Raw genomic sequence first — 20191 nt, 5'->3', positions numbered from 1 at the left:
GAAGCGGCCATGCGCGCCGAAACCATGGGATCGGGAAGCAGGGGTGACATGGTTTGCCTGCCGACATAATGGTGCGCAAGTGAACCGGCGGATAAAGGTGTCTTTATGTCTCCGCAGATCAGGCTTCAGCGCCCGCGCCATTCTGCGAACCCGCCCGCATGTCGCACGCCGTGTCAGCCAGCTCTCGGGTGCGGCCATGATCGCGATTGCGTCGCTGCTGCTCGCCGAGCAGGCTTTGGTTCTCAAGGCGACGCTGTGAGTGCGGCCGGGCAGGTTCGGCCAGGCGATCGGAGAAATCGATCCGGTGGATCGATTTCAGCGACGAATGCCGGCAGGCCAGAGAGGGTCTTTATCCCAAATGCGAGTGCCCGGCATGTCTCCCGAAAGCGATGGGATTACTGCCCCTTCGTCGGCAGCACTGCATCCTCGGCAAGGTGTGGTCTCAGCGTCTCGTAGGACATTGTGCATTCCTGGTCGAAGTCGGTGAAGGGCAGGGTGAACGTGATCGATTTGCCATCGAACTCCCAGTTGGCCGGGTCGCGAAAATACCCCATGAATTCGTTCGATGGCCGATGGTTTGCCTTGTCACCGGTGCTGGCCTGCGGAAGGTATGTTTCGTCTTCCAGGCCAGCCATGACATGATCGTAGCATGACTTGGCCAGAAGCGAGGCGTCGTATTCCTGAAGCAGGTCGCGGTAGGAAAGCGTGGCTCGTTTGTCCAGGAATTGATTGATATATATGGTTGAACCGTAGATGTGGAAGCCGTTGTCGGATTGCTCGGCAATGGGGGCGGAGATGAAGTTTTTCACCTGAAAGGGTGGGTTCATCATCTGGCTTTCGCTGCAGTGGCTGCAGTCATAGGTGTTGGTGGTGTCGACGCTGACGGACTTTGCGACCGGCTGCTGTCCGCCGCCGTTATCCGTGAAAATCTTGTCGACGGCTGCATTGAAAGATATCTTGCCGTCCGTGTCCGGTTCTTCGAACTCGTAGAGGGAGATATCCGTCCCGCCCCAGCCGTCGCCAGCATCCACATAGACACCTTTGAACACCAGCTTTCCCTGGCTCGTCGGGCCTGTTCCATCCGCGCTCAGCAGGAATTCGGTCCTGGCACGGATCATCGACATCAGGCATTGCGGATCGGCTTTCTCGCAGTCCTTCCTGCTCCAAAGCCATTCTTTTTGCATGTTCTTGATCACGCGCTGCTGCTTCTTGTCGCGACCCTTGTAGAGATTGCTGTAGGCCTCGTTCATCTCTTTGTCGGCCTGCAACAACTGGGGATCGGCGCAGATGGCGCTGACGACAGTGTCATCCTTTGCGGCTTTGCTCGAACAATCCAGCGCGTGCGCCGGAAGCGCGAAGGCGACCAAACCGATGATTGCAAGACATTGCGAAAGCCGAGCCATGGTGAATGATCCTGATCGAGCGGACAAAGGGTTTGCGTTGGGGCCGCGCGGAACATCCCTGCAGGCCCGACCGAATGCATCTAAAATAACGAAAATCCCTTTTGATCGCGTAAATCGAGCCGATCGAAGATTGCAGGCCCGGACAGCCGCGCGAAACGCATGGCGCCCCGGCAAAGTTTGCGTTGACCGTTCGAATTCGCCGCGCCACACTCCGGCCTGGAGTGAGACAGGAGGAAAACATGGACGAACCAGACCGTTGGCGACACATGCGCAGCGCGCCCAGGGACGGCAGCCGCATCCTGGTGACGATCCGTGAGTCCGAACAGGGGCCGGGAACCGTCGACCTCGCCTATTGGTCGAACGGCGATCAATTCGGCGGCGAAGCCTGGCGCTCTTCCGATTCTGCGCCAGGCCGGATCATCGAATATGCCGAGCCGGAATTGAAATGCTGGATGCCGCTGCCGACAGCCAATCTCGACCGCATGACATTCCCCACGCCCTGGGAGGGCGAAGACGCCAAGGAGCTCGACGGGTCGGGGATTTGAGAGCGCGGATGCGGAAGCGCTGCCCGATCGTGCCGGGCCGGATTGCGCCAACAGAAGCCAAGACCTCAAGTCTCCGAGGCGCCAAAAGCCGTCATTCGGCTCGACAGATGCCATTTCGGAATAACCCATACAGCTTCTGCATCCTATTCACGGCGTCAGACGCGCCTGCCTCGGCGACAGGCCGTATGACGTCTTGAATGCCCGGCTGAAAGCGGCCTCGGAATCGTAGCCGACATGGCGGGCGATGTCTCCGACGCGCAGGTTCGATTTGCGCAGCAAGTCGGCCGCGACAGCCAGACGCCAGCCATGCAGGTATCTGAGAGGTGGTTCGCCGACAGCCGCCAGGAATACTTCCGCGAACCGCGAACGCGACATTCCGGCAATCGAAGCCAGGTCAGCCACCGACCAGGGTCGGCTGGGATTTCTGTGCAGTGCAGACAATGCCCGGCTGACCCTGGCGTCTGCCAGCGCACCAATCCAGCCCTGCTTCTGACCATGTAACTTTGACCAGGTCCTGATACTGCGGATGACCAGGATATCGATCACCCGCGAGATCATCAGGGCGGCTCCCGGCTCGTTCGCCTGCTTCTCGAAAACCAGGAATTGGGCGACATCCCTGATGAGGACGGCGGATTGATCGATGTCTCTCGCTATATGGATATAGTTGGGCAGCAAGCTTACGGCAGGCTGCATGCCGCCCGTGTTTTCGAACTGAAAAGTCGCGCTGAGTGTCCTTGCTATCACCGGCCCGGTGCCGTCCCGAAGCACGTCGACCTTGACGCCCGATCCATCGACTCCAAATTCATGCCTGGCCTGGCGCCAGCTTTTGCTGGGACAGGCCAGAGCATACCTGATCGGATGCGGCAGCACGAAGACGTCACCCCTGGACACTCTCAGCGGCGGATCGTCCTCGACATAGATATCGATCTCGCCTTCCTGCACGACATGGATGCATCCTGAACTGGGTTGGAAAACCATATTGAATCCTTGGGCGCATTCCGTCGTAAAGACGCGCCCTCCCGTCAGCTGCACGAACCTCAGGATATCCGACAGAAGGTCTGGGGACGTCTCAATATCGGACGCTGGAGCAAGAACTCCGTTGTTGCCGTCATGGGGTGCCAAGACATTTCCCTCTAGTTTCAACGGCAAGCGATACAACGAAAATTGCTCTCTGTTGCGGGCATTTAGGCCCACCGGATGGAGGCCGCAATCGACCGCAGCTTTGGTATCGCGACTTTGCTGAAACGCCTGCTTCCTCGCTGGAAGCGTGCATCGGTTCCATTCTTCCAGGAGAAAATAAAATGCGTTCTCTCATCATGACAGCCGCAGCATCGCTGCTTGCCAGCGCCGCCTTTGCCCTGTCTGCCACCGCAGGCGAAGTTCCCAAGGGCGCGGCGCACAACATCGTCCTCGTTCATGGCGCTTTCGTCGACCAGACAAGCTGGCAGCCTGTTGCCGACATTCTTGTCGCCAAGGGCTACAAGGTCACCCTGGTCGAAAATCCGCTCACGTCGCTTGCCGCTGACGTTGCTGCGACCAAGAAGGCGCTGGCCGAACAGAATGGCCCGACCGTTCTCGTGGGGCACTCCTGGGGCGGCGTTGTCATCACCGAAGCAGGCAACGATCCCAAGGTGAAGTCACTCGTGTTTGTTTCGGCGTTTGCCCCGGATGTCGGCGAGTCTGTGGCCGCGCTTGCCAAGTCCGGCCCGGCGACTGACGGTGCGAAGTCCATCCATCCGGATGACAAGGGCAATCTCTATCTGGACCAAAAGACCTTTCCCGAATTCGTCGCGCCTGAACTGCCGCTGAAAATTGCCGAGAAACTTGCCGCCGACCAGATGCCCTTGAACCACACGGCCTTCGAAGCGCCGGTGGATACCGCCGCCTGGCACGTCAAGCCCAACTATTTCGTCATCAGCACGAAGGACCGCGTGATTGCTCCTGAAGCACAGCAAATGATGGCAGCACGGATCAAGGCCAAGGTAACCGAAGTTCCCGGCAGTCACGCGTCGCTGGTCGTGTTCGCCAAGGACGTCGCTGATGTCATCGAACAAGCGGCGCTCGCCAAATAATAGCGGGGCTCGGCCTTCGGCCCTGACTGGCCGCCCAATCGGTTGGGCGGTCATTGTTGTGTAATATCCTAAGCGTCCATGGCGCTGTCGGCGGCAGGGTCACCAACCCGATGACAGACCATTGAAGCCGTATTGAGCATGATCGGAGACCTTTACAGATGAATGACGCCGAGCCGAGCGGCGTGCGCCACCGCATCGGTGCGGCCTGTGGCGTCCAGCTTGTCGATCACCCGCCCGACGTGGAATTTCGCCGTGTCCGCAGAAATCCCGAGCTTGCGAGCGATCTGCTTGTTCGAAAGCCCATCCGCGAGCAGCGCCACGACCTCGCGCTCGCGAGCCGTCAGGCCCGCACTCGCCAGGCTGGCCTGGGCAGTGGAGAGGACCAGCTCGGCCTCCTCTCCATCCGCCGCAACGCGTACCCCATCGACTGACGTCAGCAACGCCCTCAGCCGCTCCGCAAGCGCCGGGTCGTCGATGCGTACCGCGATCGTGACAGGGCCCGTGTCACTCATCCGCGCGGCCGGGTCCCGATAGTGATCGTCGCCTCGACGTCCACGCCCGCACGCCTGATTCCCAAGGAAACCGATTGGCCGATGGATTGATGATCGAGGGTTCGCACGAGCGCATTGACCGAAGGGACAGTCTCGCCGTTCCAGCGAAGGATGATGTCTCCTTGGAGGAGACCGCCGACAGCGCCCGGTCCATCGGGATCGACGCTCATCACCATCGCGCCCTGGCCGCCCCCCGTGGCGATGACCTGATGGAGCCCGAGACCCAGATAACCACGCCGGACTTCGCCATGCTCAAGGAGGAGGCCGGCCGCGGCCTCAATGGTCGCGGACGGAATGACCAACGTTCGCCCACGTGGTCCTCGGACAACCATGCCAATGGCTTTGCCGTCCCCTGTGATGGCCAGCCCCCCTTCTGCGCGATCACGCAATTTCATGTCGAGTTCGATGCGCGCGTCAATCTTGCCGCCGCGCATCGACCGCCAAGCAGGACCAACCGCGATCGCGCTTGCGAACGAAACAAGAGGCGCGCTTTCTGCCGCAGCCGCGATCACCACGAGGGTTCCAGGTCTAAGCGGTTCTTGACTGAGCACCGCCGATGGCGCGTCAGCTCCGTCGACCCGAAGGAGTGCGACATCGGTCGAAGGATCGCGGCCCACCACGCTCGCCGTGCGCTCGGTGCCATCGGCGAATTCGACCAGAACCTGGCCCTCGTCGGCAAGAGATTCGTCGGCGGTGATGATGAGCCCCGCACGCCATACAAAGCCGCTGGCGAGCGATTGGTGGGAGGCAATCTCGACAATGCTCGGCGAAACGCTGGCGGCAGTCTCGACGATCATGGAAGACATGTTGGCAAGGAAATTAGGTTCGGTCATGGGTGATCTCCTGTAGAGCTTTGAATATGCGTCTCCAAGCCGCTGTTCGCTACTGCCCGGTCAGGTAGGTTGATCGACTTCGGCTTGCGCTCTGCAATTGCTCGGCGTCGACATTTGGCCAGATGCGCGTCAAATGATCGACACAGCGCCTACGACCAGGCCGGATTAGGGCGATGTCCGCGCCGCGCCGGCCAAAAAGAGACCAAACCAGAACCGCACAACCGGCCCTGTGGAATTTGCCACATGACGTTGCCATCTCTATTATCGGTCTGGATTTAGCAATGGGATTGATAAATGAGGAAAGGCGACTTTAGCGACCTGGCGGTTTTTATCGCCGTCGCCGAGGAAGGTAGTTTTACCCGCGCCGCAGCCAAGCTGGGGCTGTCCCAGTCCGCCCTGAGCTACGCAGTCCGCATGCTCGAGGAGCGCCTGAAAGTCCGACTGCTCTCGCGGACGACGCGAAGCCTGTCGCTGACCGATGCCGGGGAAAGGTTGTTGAATGGCCTCAGACCTGCGTTCGACCATATAGACAGCGAACTCGCCGCGCTTACGGCGCTTCATGATAAACCCGCCGGAACGATCCGCATCACCACATTCCGGCATGCGGCCAAAACCGTGCTCTGGCCTGTCCTGTCCAAGCTCCTTCTGGAATACCCGGACATCTCGGTCGAGATCAACCTGGAAGAAGGACTGACCGATATCGTGGCAGGTCGGTTCGATGCCGGCATCCGCCTTGGCGAGCAAGTCCAGAAAGACATGGTGGCAGTGAAGGTCGGCCCGGATATGCGGATGGCAATCGTGGGCTCGCCCTCCTATTTCGCCAAGAATAAGGCACCGGAAACCCCGCGCGACCTTGGCGACCATCGCTGCGCCAGCTATCGGCAGACCACGAGCGGGGGTCTTTTTGCCTGGGAATTTGAGCGGGACGGCGTCGAGTTGGAAGTCAGGGTCAATGGTCCGCTCATTCTAAACGACGGAGAGATGTTGGAAGCTGCTGCGCTCGACGGGCTGGCACTGGCGTGCATGTTCGAAAGTCAGGTCTCCCAGCATATCGCGGCAGGACGCCTCGTGCGCGTCCTGGAGGATTGGTGTCCTGCTTTTGCGGGCTACCATCTCTACTATCCGAGCAGACGCCAGCACACGCCCGCGTTCGCCGTCCTGCTCGAAGCGCTTCGCCATAAGGGATAGTGGCTCCGCGCCGCGCCATCTTGTCGTACGCCAGGACAAGCTCTTCTCGCGACGAGCACCTGGAACAATAACGCGGATTTATCTCTCTGATTTCTAGCTTCATGCAGATTATGCCGTCTAATCGCATGGATCGGTCCCGGCTATATTCGTCTTCATGAAAGCCGGACGGACGAACCGCCAGTTTTCACATCACACCAACGGTTTTCCCAAAAGCCGCGATCCCTTCGATCGTGGCAACGGAGAAACGTGGCCAATCGACGGAAGAGGACACGACCATGAAGAAACTCATCATATGCGCAGCGAGCGTTATCGCGATTGCCGCCGGCTCGACTGGCCACGCGCAGGATGCACAGGTACCCGGCTATATGATCGCCAACTACACGATCAAGGATCAGGCCGGCTTTCAGAAATACATGGAAGAAGCTGGCCCGCTGGCTCCGAAATTCGGCGGAAAGATCATCGTCTTCAACCTGAATGCGACTGCAGTCGAAGGCAAGCCGCAGTCCGTCATGGCCATCGCCGAGTTCCCGAGCGTGGCGGACGCCCAGCGCTTCTACAACTCTCCCGAATACACGGCGGCGCGCAAGTTCCGCATCGCTTCGACCGAAGGTTCGGTTGTGATCACCGAGGGCTTTGTCCCGCCCAAGCAGTGACGGGCAAGCGAGGCGGCACCTGATCCCGAGCGCCGCCGCCATTTTCTGTCAAACATCCATCTCATCAGGAAGGAGCCTGAAATGGGCAACCAGAATGACACGCCGCTTCACCCAGATGGCGTAGCGTCCACCAGCCGTCGGCAGCTTTTGAAAGCCGGCGCGGCACTCACCACCCTTCCCATCATGGCCGCCGCCACCGCAAGCGCCCAGGCCGCAGACGTGAAAGTGACAGCAACCATGACCGATACGAAATCAGAAGAGTTCATCAACGGCATGGCCGACCTGATGGCGCACTCGACCCGCACTCCCATCCTGCGATGGCCGCATGAATACGGCATGGAGTTCGAGGAAATCTTCTTCCCGGCGATGGATGGTGTGACGATCGAAGGCTGGCTCATCCCCGCCGATTCAGATCGCCTGATCATCTGCAATCATCCCATGCCCTGCAATCGCTACGGATATCCCGGCCACCTCGAGCCTTGGACGAATTTCGGCGGCTTCGAGGTGAACTTCCTGCCGGAATACAAGATCCTGCACGATGCCGGCTATAACATCATCGCCTACGACATGCGCAACCATGGCCGCAGCGGCACGGGAAGCGGCGGCGTCAATGGCCACGGGGTCCTGGAATATCGCGACGTCGTCGGCTCGATGCGCTACGCCAAATCCAGACCCGACACCAAGGACATGAAAACGGTTCTCTACAGCCGCTGCCTCGGTGCCAACGCGACCATCGTCGGCATGGAGAAGCACCCGGAAGAGTTCAAGCACATCAAGGCGTTGATCGCACTGCAGCCCGTCTCGCCGAGTGTGTTCGTCCAGACCGCGGTCGAGAACCAGAAGATCGAGAACGGCCTCGAACGCTTCGACACCGCGTTCCACAAGCGGACCGGCTTTCATCTCGCCGACGTCTGGCCGATGGAATATGCCAGGGCGGTCACCGTACCGACGCTCGTCGCCCAAGTCCGCGACGACTTCCTGACCAAGCCATCCAATGTCCAGGAAATCTACGACACGATCTCGTCGAAGGACAAGAAGCTGTTCTGGATCGAGGGAACCGATCAGCGCTTCCAGGGATACAACTACTTCGGTCAGAACCCGCAGCTCGTGCTCGATTGGTTTGGCACGCATATCAACGCCGTCTGATGGCTCGATCGGCGCTGTCTCCAAGATAGCCATATTGGAACGCCGCCCGGCGGCGAGGAGACGCTGTCGGGCGTTTACGGCAAGGCGCCAATTTAGAAATGCCCTTTCTAAGTACATGCAGATAATAGCGCCTAATCAGCACGCCGCACCTGTCTTATCTTGTCGTCACACAACGAAGGAATGTGAATATGAGCAACGTATGGATGATCACAGGTGCCGGGCGCGGCATGGGACTTGAATTCGCAAAGGCCGCGCTGGCAGCCGGTCACAAGGTGGTGGCGACCGGGCGCAATCCCGACAAAGTATCCAGCGCCATCGGCGACGCGGCAGAGTTGCTTGTCGTCAAACTGGATGTGAACGAGCCTGAGGATGCCGCGCTCGCGGCAAAATTGGCAGTGGCCCGCTTCGGCCGCATCGATGTGCTGGTCAACAATGCCGCCAGCTTCTACGCGGGCTATTTCGAAGAACTGACGCCTGCCCAGATGAATCTGCAGCTGGCCACCAGTTTCAATGGCCCTATGAACGTTACGCGTGCCGTGCTGCCAGTGATGCGAAAGCAGCGGTCGGGCAAGATCATCTCGATTTCGTCGAGTGCCGGATTCGGCGGCTTCGAGTTCGGGAGTGCCTATGCGGCCTCCAAGTTCGCGCTTGAAGGATGGATGGAGTCGGTTGGGGCCGAGGTCGCGCCATTCGGCATCCAGACCATGATCGTCAATCCGGGCTTCTTCCGGACGGAACTCCTCACCGAAGAGTCCACCAACTACGCGGCCCCTGCGATCGAGGACTATGCCGAGCAGCGGTCGCAGCAGTTGGGATTCTGGAAGTCCTACAACGGTAAGCAATCCGGCGACCCCGCCAAGCTTGCCCGGGCTTTGCTGAAGCTTACCGATCTGCGCGAACTGCCAACCCGCTTCATCGCAGGCGCAGATGCCATCGGCACCGCCGAACAAAAGATCGCGACGCTTCAGAAACAGATCGACGCCCATCGACAGCTCTCGACATCGCTGGATTTCGACGACGTTGCCGCCACGGGCAACTGAGCGCCAATTGCAAGAATGGCTTCCAGTCGTCGTCCTGCGAACCCCGCGAGTTCATGACCGACGCGCAGACACCGTACGCCCACGTCGCCCTCGCCGACGGGACACCTGTCGTCAGGCGACGGAGCTGACCAGTCGCGTCGGCGCGGGTCGGAGCGCAGCACGCATGGACATCCGGCCGTTCCCCTGGCGAAGCAAGCCGCCGTCGTTCCCATCACTCACGATCGATGCTATGCTCCGGCATGCGCCCAAGCACCCGCTATGCTCGCAGTGGCGAATTGAACATTGCCTATCAGGTCGTGGGCGATGGCCCCATCGACATCGTCTATGTTCCAGGCTGGGTTTCGAATTTTGATCACACCTGGGAAAATCCGCGTTGGGCGCGCATGTTTGAGCGCCTGTCGGGTTTTGCGCGGGTCATCCTGTTCGACAAGCGCGGGACCGGGCTTTCGGATCGCAATGTCGGTTTTCCGACGCTTGAGCAACGCATGCAGGACGTGCAGGCGGTCATGGATGCGGCGGGCTCGCGGCGTGCGGTTCTGATGGGCACGTCGGAGGGCAGCAGCATGTGCATGCTGTTTGCCGCGACCTTTCCGGAGCGCACCGCGGGGCTGGTCCTCTATGGCTCTTTCGCCAGGGGCCTGTGGGCCGAGGACTATCCCTGGGCCAAGACCGCCGAGCAGGTGGAGGAGGAACTGGCGATGATCGCGCGCGACTGGGGCAATGCCTTCGACCTCAGCAACGCCGCGCCGACCCTCGTAGGTGACAGGCAGGTGAACGAATGGTTCGCTGCCTATCTGCGCAATTCGGCTTCACCGCAGGACGCGATCGCGCTCTGGCGCTGGAATACCGAGATCGACGTGCGCGACATCCTGGGCTCCATCCACGTTCCGACGCTGGTTCTGCATCGCACCGGCGATCGATGGCTCAAGGTCGAGGAAGGCCGCCTGGTTGCCGATGGCATTGCCGGCGCGAAATTTGTCGAGCAACCCGGCAACGACCATGTCATCTGGGGCGAGGGCGTGGACCGCACCGTCGACGAGATCGAGGAGTTCCTGACCGGAATGCGCCCGCTGCCCGCATCGGAACGCGTGCTCCTGACGGTGCTGTTCACCGATATCGTCGGCTCGACATCCATGGCGGCGGAACTGGGCGACCAGCGTTGGCGCGATCTGCTGCGCCGTCACGACGAGCTTGTCCGCATGGAATTGCGCCGCTTCAACGGCGTCGAAGTCAATACGACAGGCGACGGCTTCCTGGCGGCCTTCCAGGGGCCGACAAAGGCGATCCAATGTGCCGACGCCATCCTGAAACAGGCAGGCAAGATCGGCATCGCCATTCGCACGGCACTGCATACCGGCGAATGCGAGCGGCGCGAGGACGACCTGAGCGGAATTGCCGTTCACCTCGCCTCACGTCTTCTCGGCTTGGCCGGAGCCAACGAGATCATTGCCTCGCAGACCGTCAAGGACCTCGTCGTCGGATCGGGCATCGCGTTCGACCCCCGCGGCGAAGCGGAATTGCGGGGTGTTCCAGGGACGTGGCAGATTTTTGCGGCGCGCGCGGTGGCAGGCTGATGGTTTGAGAATGCGTTGCCTCTGATCATGACCCATCGCTGGCCAGGTTTGATCTTCGAACTGCTGGGTGTCATCGGTCCGTTGACGGATTCCACCAACCACGGCGGCAAGGCCGAGGACGCCTTCCATCTGGTCATCCCGTCCATTTCCGGTTTTGGCTTCTCGCAAAAGCCGACGCGTCTACTGGGAGAATCTAAAGGCAGGCGCGAAGCTCGCTCTATCTTTGGGGTACATCCTTCGCACTTCTGGCGACCGTAGGCGGGGTGTGGGCGTGGAATGTCGCGTCGCGAAGTCTGCCGGTCGCGCTGGCCGCGCAATTGATCGTGTCGGAAACCGCCTTTGGAGTCATCGGGGGCCTTGTCGTTCATGGTCGGTGGCCGACAGTAATGGAAGTAGCAGGGATCGTGATCCTGCTCATTGGGGTGGTCCTGTCAGTCCGCATTTTCTACGAAAGACAGTTTCGATCGGGCGGCGCAGTGCCCGCCCATAATTAAATGTGTCGCTGCGGTCCTCGTCGTCTCGACCTCGTGTCCGGATTGGCCGGAACCGGTCGAGTGGTCTCGGCAGTTTGCGCCGGACGCAAACAAGCCCGCCGACAGGCGTGACGACCTCCGCGGCCGTCACCAGCCACATTTTGGCAGAATATGTATTCGCTATACATTATCCGCCAAACCGGCATTGCACTACATTGAAGGCATATCATTTGCCTAAATGGAGTTTTGCAATGTCCGAGATGGTTTTGACTGATGACACCAGGTTTGTGTCCAAACCCAAGCATACGATCAGGCTCCTGCCGATCAATCTCTTCGCCTCCGTGATGGGGCTTGCCGGACTGAGCCTGGCGTGGAGGGAGGCGGCGAAGCTCGGTATCGTCGAGGCGGCTGTGGGGGAGGCGATCGGCTGGGTTGCCGTCGCCGTTTTCATCGCGCTTGCGACCGGCTATCTCGCCAAGCTTGCGCTGCATCCGGGTGCTATCCTGGCCGAATATGATCACCCCGTGCAGAACAACTTCTTCGCCACGATCGCCATCGGCATCCTGCTGCTGTCGTCGTTCCTGCGGCCGTACAGCACCATCGTCGCCCAGACGGTCTGGACGATCGGGACGCTGTTGACCTTTGTCACCGCCTATGCGGTCATGCAGCGCTTCCTCGGCCGGCAGCACCGGGGCGAGGACACGCTGCCGGCTCTGCTCATCCCGGGTGTCGCCACGCTCGATATTGCCGTGACGGGGTCGGCCATGCCCCTTGCCTGGGCGCACGAAGTCAACCTGCTCGCCTTTGCCGTCGGGTCGGTGATCGCCGGCGTTCTGGTCGTGTTGATCTTCGGTCGGTTGCGGCACCACGAGGCGATCCCGATGATGATGCGGCCGTCCCTGCTCATCCTGATCGCTCCGTTCGCCGTCGGCTTTCTGGCCTATACCAATCTGACCCGACAGGTGGATATGGTCGCCGCCTCGCTCTACTATTTCGCGCTCTTCCTGCTCTTGGTCTTGGTGCCGAAAATCTTCCGGTCCGGCATAGCGTTTGGCGTCAACTGGTGGGCCATAGGCTTCCCGCTCGCCGCCTTTTCCATTGCCAGCTTCCGCTATTCGTCAGCCGTCGGCAGTCCGTTGCTGCAGGGCCTTGCGGTTGCCATCTTTGTCGCGCTGGCGATTGCGATTGCCGTCTTGTTCACGCGCACGCTGGTGATCATACTGACGGGGCGTCTGTTCCGTCTGGAGAGCGGCAAGTGAGAAAGATCGCCATCCTGGCCATGCAAGGTGTTCAGCTTCTCGATGTCATCGGCCCCAGCGACGTGTTTGCCGAAGCAAACCGCCAGCTGGGGCAGCGCTATTATCAGCTGGAGATCGTCAGCGCCAAACGCGGGCCGGTGCGGGGATCGTCCGGCGTGCAGCTGATCGCCGATCGGGGGATCGACGAACCTGCGGGCGAAATTGATACCCTGCTGATTGCCGGCGATCCCCTCATCCAGGAGCGCCCTGTGCCGGACGACATCCTGCAATGGGTGAAATCCGTATCGGATGAGACGCCGCGCGTCGGTTCGGTCTGCTCAGGCGCCTTCGTGCTGGGGGAGGCGGGATTACTTGACGGCTTGCGGGCCACGACACATTGGTCGCAAGCCGGTGAATTCGCCCGCCGATTTCCTGCCGTGAGACTGGAACCGAACCGCATTTTCACCACGGACGGAAAAGTGTGGACGTCAGCCGGCGTCACGGCTGGCATCGATCTGGCGCTGGCCTTGGTGGAAAAGGATGTCGGCCTTGACATCGCGCTGTCCGTCGCCAGGGAACTCGTGGTTTTTCTCAAGCGGCCCGGCGGCCAGTCGCAGTTCAGCACGCATCTGATTGCCCAGAGCGCGCAAAAGACGTCGATCAAGGCGGCACAGGATTTCATCAACGACCATCTCGAATCCGATCTGGCAGTGCCGGCCCTTGCCGAACGTGTCGGCATGAGCGAACGCAATTTTGCGCGGCTGTTCAAGCAGGAGGTACAGATGACGCCGGCGCAATATGTGGAGTCGGTTCGCCTGGAAGCGGCGCGCCGGCTGGCCGAAGATGCGAGGATTCCGATGAAGACGGTGGCGAAACAATCCGGATTTGGCGATGTCGTCACCCTGCGCCGCGCCTTCCTGCGCAAATTCTCGATCTCTCCCACGCATTATCGCAAGAGCTTTTCGCGCTGAGGCTATGTCGGATCACCGCAGCACGCGGAAATCGCCAGGCACGCGGTCGGATTCGAGCGGCTCGCGGTCAACGCCCTGCACGCGGCCGCGAATCCGCACCAGCAATGCCTTTTCGCCTTCATCCATGCGCGGCTCCCATCGGCGCGGGGAATTCTAAGCCGACTTTCGTTGGCAAGCCAGGGATTCATCCGCTGACTGCATCAGAAGCGGAGATGCCGCGGCGTTTCATGTCCAAATCGGCAGCGGCCCGTTCTGCAACACCGTCTTCATGACAAGGGTCGAGGACAGCCGCAGCATGTGCGACAGGGTGAAAAGTTTTTCGTCACGGAGCGCTGGAGCGCGGCGAGGTCCTTGGTGATGACATTGGCCGCCCGCACCGTGTCGAGCAGCAGCAATGCGCGCGGACGCTTCCGCGCCTCGATCCCGACAGCTTTCATCGAGACCTTGCCGATTCCTCTATGCTTTCCATTCCCTATACATGTCAAACGCGATAAAAGGTGTATCTTGAAGAGTTGAGGATGAATTCTACTTCAGGAGGAATACGATGAGCGGTACTGGAACAACTTCTTCGGTCGTCACCGCCACCGGCGATCAGTATATCGATGGAGTTTTGGTTGGTCATAAATGGGCCGATTCCGTTATTTATTATTCATTTTCAACATCTAACGCAGCCTATAGTTACACTGATTCAAGCGTGACCGACCTGCCGGCCAACTTTCGCGTTTTCACCGCACAGCAAGAGACTGCGGCGGAGTTTGCCTTGGATGGCTCGCAAAATGCCGCAGCGGTGGGTTTTTCCATCGAAGGCTTCACGCTGGCCGATATCCAGAGCCGTGGCGACGTCAATTCCACCAGCGGCACAAATATCCGCTTCGGTGGAACGACATCCAGCCAGCTCGGGACGTCGCGGGTGGCCGACTTTCCCGGCAACATCATCACGTCCGACACCAGCGACGACGGCGATATCTGGATCGGCAGCTCCACGGATGGAACGATTTACGACTATCGCACGCCGGTTGCGGGAGGTTATGCATGGTATACCCATCTGCATGAAATCGGCCACGCAATGGGTCTCAAGCACTCTCAGGAAAGCTCGGTCTACGGTGCCGTTCCAGCAGACGAAGACTGTATGGAATTCACCGTCATGTCCTATCGGTCGTATGAGGGTGCGAATATAAGCAATTTGCACAACGAGGAATGGGGCCACGCGCAGACCTATATGATGCTCGACATCGCTGCGCTGCAGACGATGTACGGCGCTGACTACACGACCAATTCGGGCGATACCGTCTATAAGTGGACCCCCGATTCCGGCAATACGGTGATTGATGGCACCATAGTGATCGAGCCCGGTGCCAACCGGATTTTCGCCACCCTCTGGGACGGCGGCGGCAGCGACACCTATGATCTCAGCGCCTATACATCGGCCATCAGCATCGATCTTCGGCCGGGTAAATGGTCGGTCTTCGACAGCGATCAGCTCGCCGGTCTCGGTGACGGACATACCGCGCGTGGGAGCATTTTCAACGCGCTGGAATATCAGAGCAATCAAGCTTCGGAGATTGAAAACGCCATCGGCGGGTCGGGCAATGACACGATCACCGGCAACGATGTCGACAATGTCCTGACCGGCGGCGGCGGCGGCGACGCCTTGATCGGCGGAGACGGCTCGGACACCGCATCCTATTCGAACGCCGCCGCGGGGGTCACCGCAAATCTGGCCACGCCGGCCAGCAATACCGGCGACGCCGCAGGCGATACCTATGACTCGATCGAAAACCTCATCGGCTCGGCTTCCGCCGATAGCCTCACAGGTGACGGCAATGCCAACGACCTGGCCGGCGGCGGCGACAATGACACGCTGACCGGCGGCGGCGGCGCCGACGCCTTGTCCGGCGGAGACGGCACGGATACCGCATCCTATTCGACCGCGGGCGCGGGGGTCACGGCCAATCTGGCGGCGCCGGGCGGCAATACCGGCGACGCCGCGGGCGACACCTACGACTCGATCGAAAACCTCATCGGCTCCGCCTTCGCCGATATCCTGACGGGTGACGGCAATGCCAACAGCCTGGACGGCGGCGGCGACAAGGACAAGCTGGACGGCGCCGGCGGCAAGGACACGCTCGATGGCGGCGACGGCAATGACAAGCTGACGGGCGGAGCGGGCAGGGACAAGCTCTATGGCGGCGGCGGCGCCGATCACTTCCTGTTCGCTGCAGACCAGACCGGCGACACCAAGAAGAGCGCCGATACGATCTTCGATTTCTCCAAAGCCGAACACGACAAGGTCGACCTTCACGCGATCGATGCGAGTACCAAAGCCAGCGGCGACCAGGCTTTCACCTTCATCGGCGCCGGCAATTTCGACCACCATGCCGGCGAGTTGCGCTATGTCGACACCGCGACCGACACTTACATCTACGGCGACGTCAACGGCGACGGCAAACAGGATTTTGCCATCCGCCTGCACGAGGACGTGACGGTGACGGCGGGGTATTTCGTGCTGTAGGTTTGTCGTCCTGGGGTGCTGAGCCTTTGTTTTACGACGCTCCATTCCCCAGGCAGGTCAAAAGCGATAAAATGTCCCTCTTGGACAGTGGCAGATGAGATCTTCCTCGGGAGAGTTCAATGAGTGGTACTGGAACAACCACCTCTGTCGTCACCGCCACCGGCGATCAGTACATCGACGGGATTTTGGTCGGTCATAAATGGGCCGATGCCGTTATCTATTATTCATTTTCGCAGACCAACGCGGCTTATAACTATACGTCACTGCCTGACCTGCCGGCCAACTTTCGCGTTTTCAGCACAGGGCAAGAGACTGCGGCGGAGTTTGCCTTGGATGGCTCCCAAAATTCCGCAGCGGCGGGTTTTTCCATCGCCGGCTTCACATTGGCTGATATCCAGAGCCGTGGCGAAGTCGATTCCACCAGCGGCACACATATTCGCTTCGGTGGAACGACGTCCAGCACATTGCCAACGTCGCGGGTGGCCGACTTTCCCGGCAATCTCGTCACCGCCGACCCGAGTGACGACGGTGATGTCTGGATCGGCAGTGCCTATGACGGAACGACGAACGACTATCGCTTTCCCACGGCGGGAAATTATGCATGGGCTACCCATTTGCATGAAATCGGCCACGCAATGGGCCTTAAGCATCCCCATGACACCGGAGGGTCGGGCGTTGTCGTTCCGCTCGACGAAGATACGATAGAATTCTCCGTCATGTCCTACCGGTCCTATTACAACGCGTCGACGGCGGGTGGATATAGAAACGAGCAATGGGGCTTTGAGCAGACCTATATGATGCTCGACATTGCCGCGCTGCAGACGATGTACGGCGCCGACTACACGACCAATTCGGGCGATACCGTCTATAAATGGACACCCGATTCCGGCAATACGGTCATCGACGGCAGCATAGCGATCGCGCCGGGCGCCAACCGGATTTTCGCCACCCTCTGGGACGGCGGCGGCAACGACACCTATGATCTCAGCGCCTATACGGCGGGCATCAGCATCGATCTGAGGCCAGGAAAATGGTCGGTCTTCGACAGCGACCAGCTCGCCTATCTCGGTGACGGAAATTTCGCGCGCGGCAGCATTTTCAACGCTCTGGAATATCAGAACAATCAGGCGTCCGAGATTGAAAATGCCATTGGCGGGTCGGGCAATGACACGATCACCGGCAACGATGTCGACAATATCCTGACCGGCGGCGCTGGTGGCGACGCTTTGTCCGGCGGAGACGGCACGGACACGGCATCCTATTCGAACGCAGCCGCAGGGGTCACGGCAAACCTGACCGCTCCGGGCGAAAATACCGGCGACGCCGCGGGCGATAGCTATGACTCGATCGAAAACCTTATCGGTTCAGGTTATGCCGACAGCCTGACGGGCGACGGCAATGCCAACGGCCTGGATGGCGGCGGCGGCAATGACACCTTGACCGGCGGCGCCGGTGCCGACGCCTTATCCGGTGGAAGCGGTAGCGACACCGCATCCTATTCGACCGCCGGTGCAGGGGTGACGGCCAACCTGGCCAACCCGGCCGAAAATACCGGTAATGCCGCCGGCGATAGCTATGACTCGATCGAAAACCTCCTCGGCTCCGCCTTCGCCGATAGCCTGACGGGTGACGGCAATGCCAACCGCCTGGACGGCAGCGGCGGCAATGACACCCTGACCGGCGGTGCTGGCGCTGACGCCTTGTTCGGCGGAGATGGCAGCGATACCGCATCCTATTGGACCGCCACCACAGGGGTCACGGCCAATCTGGCCATCCCGGCCGAAAATACCGGTGATGCCGCCGGCGACATCTATGCCTCGATCGAAAACCTCCTCGGCTCGGCTCTCGCCGATAGCCTCACGGGCGACGGCAATGCCAACGGCCTGGACGGCAGCGGCGGCAATGACACCCTCACGGGCGGCGCCGGTGGCGACGCCTTGATCGGGGGCGACGGCACCGACACCGCATCCTATGCGAACGCGGGTATAGGGGTCACGGCCAACCTAGCCGCCCCGGGCGGCAATACCGGCGATGCCGCCGGCGATACCTATGACTCGATCGAAAACCTCCTCGGCTCGGCTTCCGCCGATAGCCTGACGGGTGACGGCAATGCCAACGGCCTGGCCGGCGGCGGCGGCAATGACACCCTCATAGGTGGCGCCGGCGCCGACGCCTTGTCCGGGGGCGATGGCACGGATACCGCCTCCTATGCGACTGCAGGCGTGGGGGTCACGGCCAATCTGGCCGCCCCGGGCGGCAATACCGGCGACGCCGCTGGCGACACATATGACTCGATCGAAAACCTCATCGGCTCCGCCTTCGCCGACAACCTGACCGGTGACGGCAATGCCAACGGCCTGGATGGCAGCGGCGGCAATGACACCCTCATCGGCGGCGCCGGGGCCGACGCCTTGTCCGGCGGAGACGGCATGGACACGGCGTCCTATTCGACAGCCGCCGCCGGGGTCACCGCCAATCTGGCCGCCCCGGGCGGCAATACCGGCGATGCTGCCGGTGACACCTATGACTCGATCGAAAACCTCCTCGGCTCCGCCTTCGCCGATAGCCTCACCGGTGACGGCAATGCCAATGTCCTGGACGGCAGCGGTGGCAATGACACCCTGACCGGCGCCGTCGGCGGCGATGCCTTGCTCGGCGGAGACGGCACGGACACCGCATCCTATGCAACCGCGGGGGCCGGGGTCACGGCCAATCTGGCCACCCCGGGCGGCAATACCGGCGATGCCGCGGGCGACACCTATGACTCGATCGAAAACCTCATCGGCTCCGCCTTCGCCGACAGCCTGACCGGTGACGGCAATGCCAACGGCCTGGACGGCGCTGGCGGCGGCGATACGCTCAACGGCGGTGCCGGCGCCGACGCCTTGTCTGGCGGAGACGGCACGGACACGGCGTCCTATTCGACAGCCGCCGAAGGGGTTACGGCAAATCTCGCCGCCCCGGCCGGCAATACCGGTGACGCCGCCGGCGATACCTATGACTCGATCGAAAACCTCATCGGCTCGGCTTTCGCCGATAGCCTGGCGGGTGACGGCAATGCCAACGGCCTGGACGGCGCTGGCGGCGGCGATACGCTCAACGGCGGTGCCGGCGCCGACGCCTTGTCTGGCGGAGACGGCACGGACACGGCATCCTATTCGACCGCGGCCGCAGGGGTCACGGCCAATCTGGCGGCGCCGGGCGGCAATACCGGCGATGCCGCCGGCGATACCTATGACTCGATCGAAAACCTCATCGGCTCAGGTTTCGCCGATATCCTGACGGGTGACGGCAATGCCAACAGCCTGGACGGCGGCGGCGACAAGGACAAGCTGGACGGCGCCGGCGGCAAGGACACGCTCGATGGCGGCGACGGCAATGACAAGCTGACGGGCGGAGCGGGCAAGGACAAGCTCACTGGCGGCGGCGGCGCCGATCACTTCCTGTTCGCTGCAGACCAGACCGGCGCCACCAAGAAGAGCGCCGATACGATCTTCGATTTTTCCCATGCGCAACGCGACAAGATCGACCTTCACGCGATCGATGCGAATAGCAACGCGAGTGGCGACCAGAAGTTCACCTTCATCGGCACCGACAACTTCGACCACCATGCCGGCGAACTGCGCTATGTCGATACATCGACCGACACTTTCATCTATGGGGACATCAACGGCGACGGCAAACAGGATTTTGCGATCCGCCTGCACGAAGACGTGACGGTGGGCAATGGCTTTTTCATTCTGTAGATGTGTGTGTCTGGAGCCTGGAGCGCAGTTCTGATGGATTCAGCACCGCGCTCCAGGCTTTAACGGACCTTTCCCGCCCCTGGCACCTTATCGCTTCGCCCGGGGCAGCCGCTCGACGGCGTCGGCGATCATGTCGCAGAATTTCGCATGGTCGAGCTTCATCGCAACCATTGGCAGCCACGACCTCGGCCGCTTTGCGCCAAGCGCAGCCGGGGCGAGGGGGCCGCGTCGACAAAGCGGCAGATG

16 protein-coding genes and 2 pseudogenes are annotated in these 20191 nt (G+C 60.9%); 14 read left to right on the top strand and 4 right to left on the bottom strand.

The genetic code is table 11. The features are described from left to right. Window positions 1-97 precede the first annotated feature (97 nt). Window positions 98-259: a hypothetical protein gene (locus tag AC1DYF_RS25395; protein WP_477879678.1), complete on the top strand. Its 162-nt coding sequence runs from the start codon at window positions 98-100 to the stop codon at window positions 257-259. 136 nt (window positions 260-395) lie between these two features. Here AC1DYF_RS25395 and AC1DYF_RS25390 read toward each other — a convergent pair whose 3' ends face one another. After that, window positions 396-1613, bottom strand: coding sequence for a lysozyme inhibitor LprI family protein (locus AC1DYF_RS25390; RefSeq protein ID WP_477879676.1), 1218 nt, complete (start codon window positions 1611-1613; stop codon window positions 396-398). A gap of 29 nt (window positions 1614-1642) precedes the next feature. Between AC1DYF_RS25390 and AC1DYF_RS25385 the strand changes: the two genes are divergently transcribed. Continuing rightward, window positions 1643-1948: a hypothetical protein gene (locus AC1DYF_RS25385; protein WP_477879675.1), complete on the top strand. Its 306-nt coding sequence runs from the start codon at window positions 1643-1645 to the stop codon at window positions 1946-1948. 147 nt (window positions 1949-2095) lie between these two features. On the opposite strand, the gene AC1DYF_RS25380 is transcribed toward AC1DYF_RS25385, so the two are convergent. Continuing rightward, window positions 2096-3142: an AraC family transcriptional regulator gene (locus AC1DYF_RS25380; protein WP_477879674.1), complete on the bottom strand. Its 1047-nt coding sequence runs from the start codon at window positions 3140-3142 to the stop codon at window positions 2096-2098. 107 nt (window positions 3143-3249) lie between these two features. Between AC1DYF_RS25380 and AC1DYF_RS25375 the strand changes: the two genes are divergently transcribed. After that, window positions 3250-4020: an alpha/beta hydrolase gene (locus AC1DYF_RS25375; protein WP_477879673.1), complete on the top strand. Its 771-nt coding sequence runs from the start codon at window positions 3250-3252 to the stop codon at window positions 4018-4020. A gap of 152 nt (window positions 4021-4172) precedes the next feature. Here AC1DYF_RS25375 and AC1DYF_RS25370 read toward each other — a convergent pair whose 3' ends face one another. Beyond that, a complete protein-coding gene (locus AC1DYF_RS25370) occupies window positions 4173-4532 on the bottom strand; it encodes a response regulator transcription factor (protein ID WP_477879672.1) in 360 nt (119 codons plus the stop codon). Next, on the bottom strand, window positions 4529-5404 hold the full coding sequence (locus tag AC1DYF_RS25365; protein ID WP_477879670.1) for a S1C family serine protease: 876 nt from the start codon (window positions 5402-5404) through the stop codon (window positions 4529-4531). Before AC1DYF_RS25365 ends, AC1DYF_RS25370 begins: the two co-directional genes overlap by 4 nt. 294 nt (window positions 5405-5698) lie before the next feature. Between AC1DYF_RS25365 and AC1DYF_RS25360 the strand changes: the two genes are divergently transcribed. The 11 genes and pseudogenes from AC1DYF_RS25360 (at window position 5699) to AC1DYF_RS25310 (ending at window position 19945) form a co-directional block, all read left to right on the top strand. Next, complete coding sequence (locus AC1DYF_RS25360; RefSeq protein ID WP_477879669.1) at window positions 5699-6592, top strand: LysR family transcriptional regulator; 894 nt, start codon at window positions 5699-5701, stop codon at window positions 6590-6592. A gap of 275 nt (window positions 6593-6867) precedes the next feature. Further along, entirely contained in the window at window positions 6868-7245 is a 378-nt protein-coding gene (locus tag AC1DYF_RS25355; RefSeq protein WP_477879668.1) for a DUF1330 domain-containing protein, read from the top strand. A gap of 81 nt (window positions 7246-7326) precedes the next feature. Beyond that, the gene (locus tag AC1DYF_RS25350; RefSeq protein WP_477879667.1) at window positions 7327-8391 is read left to right on the top strand and encodes an alpha/beta hydrolase family protein; all 1065 of its coding nucleotides are present in this window, start codon (window positions 7327-7329) and stop codon (window positions 8389-8391) included. A 188-nt stretch (window positions 8392-8579) separates the two neighbouring features. Next, a complete protein-coding gene (locus tag AC1DYF_RS25345) occupies window positions 8580-9431 on the top strand; it encodes an SDR family NAD(P)-dependent oxidoreductase (RefSeq protein ID WP_477879666.1) in 852 nt (283 codons plus the stop codon). A 275-nt stretch (window positions 9432-9706) separates the two neighbouring features. Beyond that, window positions 9707-11005, top strand: coding sequence for an adenylate/guanylate cyclase domain-containing protein (locus AC1DYF_RS25340; protein ID WP_477879665.1), 1299 nt, complete (start codon window positions 9707-9709; stop codon window positions 11003-11005). A gap of 6 nt (window positions 11006-11011) precedes the next feature. Continuing rightward, a pseudogene (locus AC1DYF_RS25335) lies at window positions 11012-11179 on the top strand (epoxide hydrolase); the annotation flags it as partial. A gap of 29 nt (window positions 11180-11208) precedes the next feature. After that, window positions 11209-11499, top strand: a pseudogene (locus tag AC1DYF_RS25330) (EamA/RhaT family transporter); the annotation flags it as partial. A gap of 230 nt (window positions 11500-11729) precedes the next feature. After that, window positions 11730-12737, top strand: a complete 1008-nt coding sequence (locus tag AC1DYF_RS25325; RefSeq protein WP_477879663.1) for an SLAC1 anion channel family protein — start codon at window positions 11730-11732, stop codon at window positions 12735-12737. Continuing rightward, a complete protein-coding gene (locus AC1DYF_RS25320; protein WP_477879662.1) occupies window positions 12734-13687 on the top strand; it encodes a GlxA family transcriptional regulator in 954 nt (317 codons plus the stop codon). The genes AC1DYF_RS25325 and AC1DYF_RS25320 overlap by 4 nt, the downstream gene beginning before the upstream one ends. Window positions 13688-14447: 760 nt before the next feature. Then, entirely contained in the window at window positions 14448-16199 is a 1752-nt protein-coding gene (locus AC1DYF_RS25315; RefSeq protein WP_477879661.1) for a M10 family metallopeptidase, read from the top strand. A 119-nt stretch (window positions 16200-16318) separates the two neighbouring features. After that, window positions 16319-19945, top strand: a complete 3627-nt coding sequence (locus tag AC1DYF_RS25310; protein WP_477879660.1) for a M10 family metallopeptidase C-terminal domain-containing protein — start codon at window positions 16319-16321, stop codon at window positions 19943-19945. Window positions 19946-20191: the final 246 nt, after the last annotated feature.

It is taken from the genome of Rhizobium sp. P2_G9, assembly GCF_056403475.1.
This window is presented reverse-complemented; position numbering and strand designations above follow the sequence as displayed.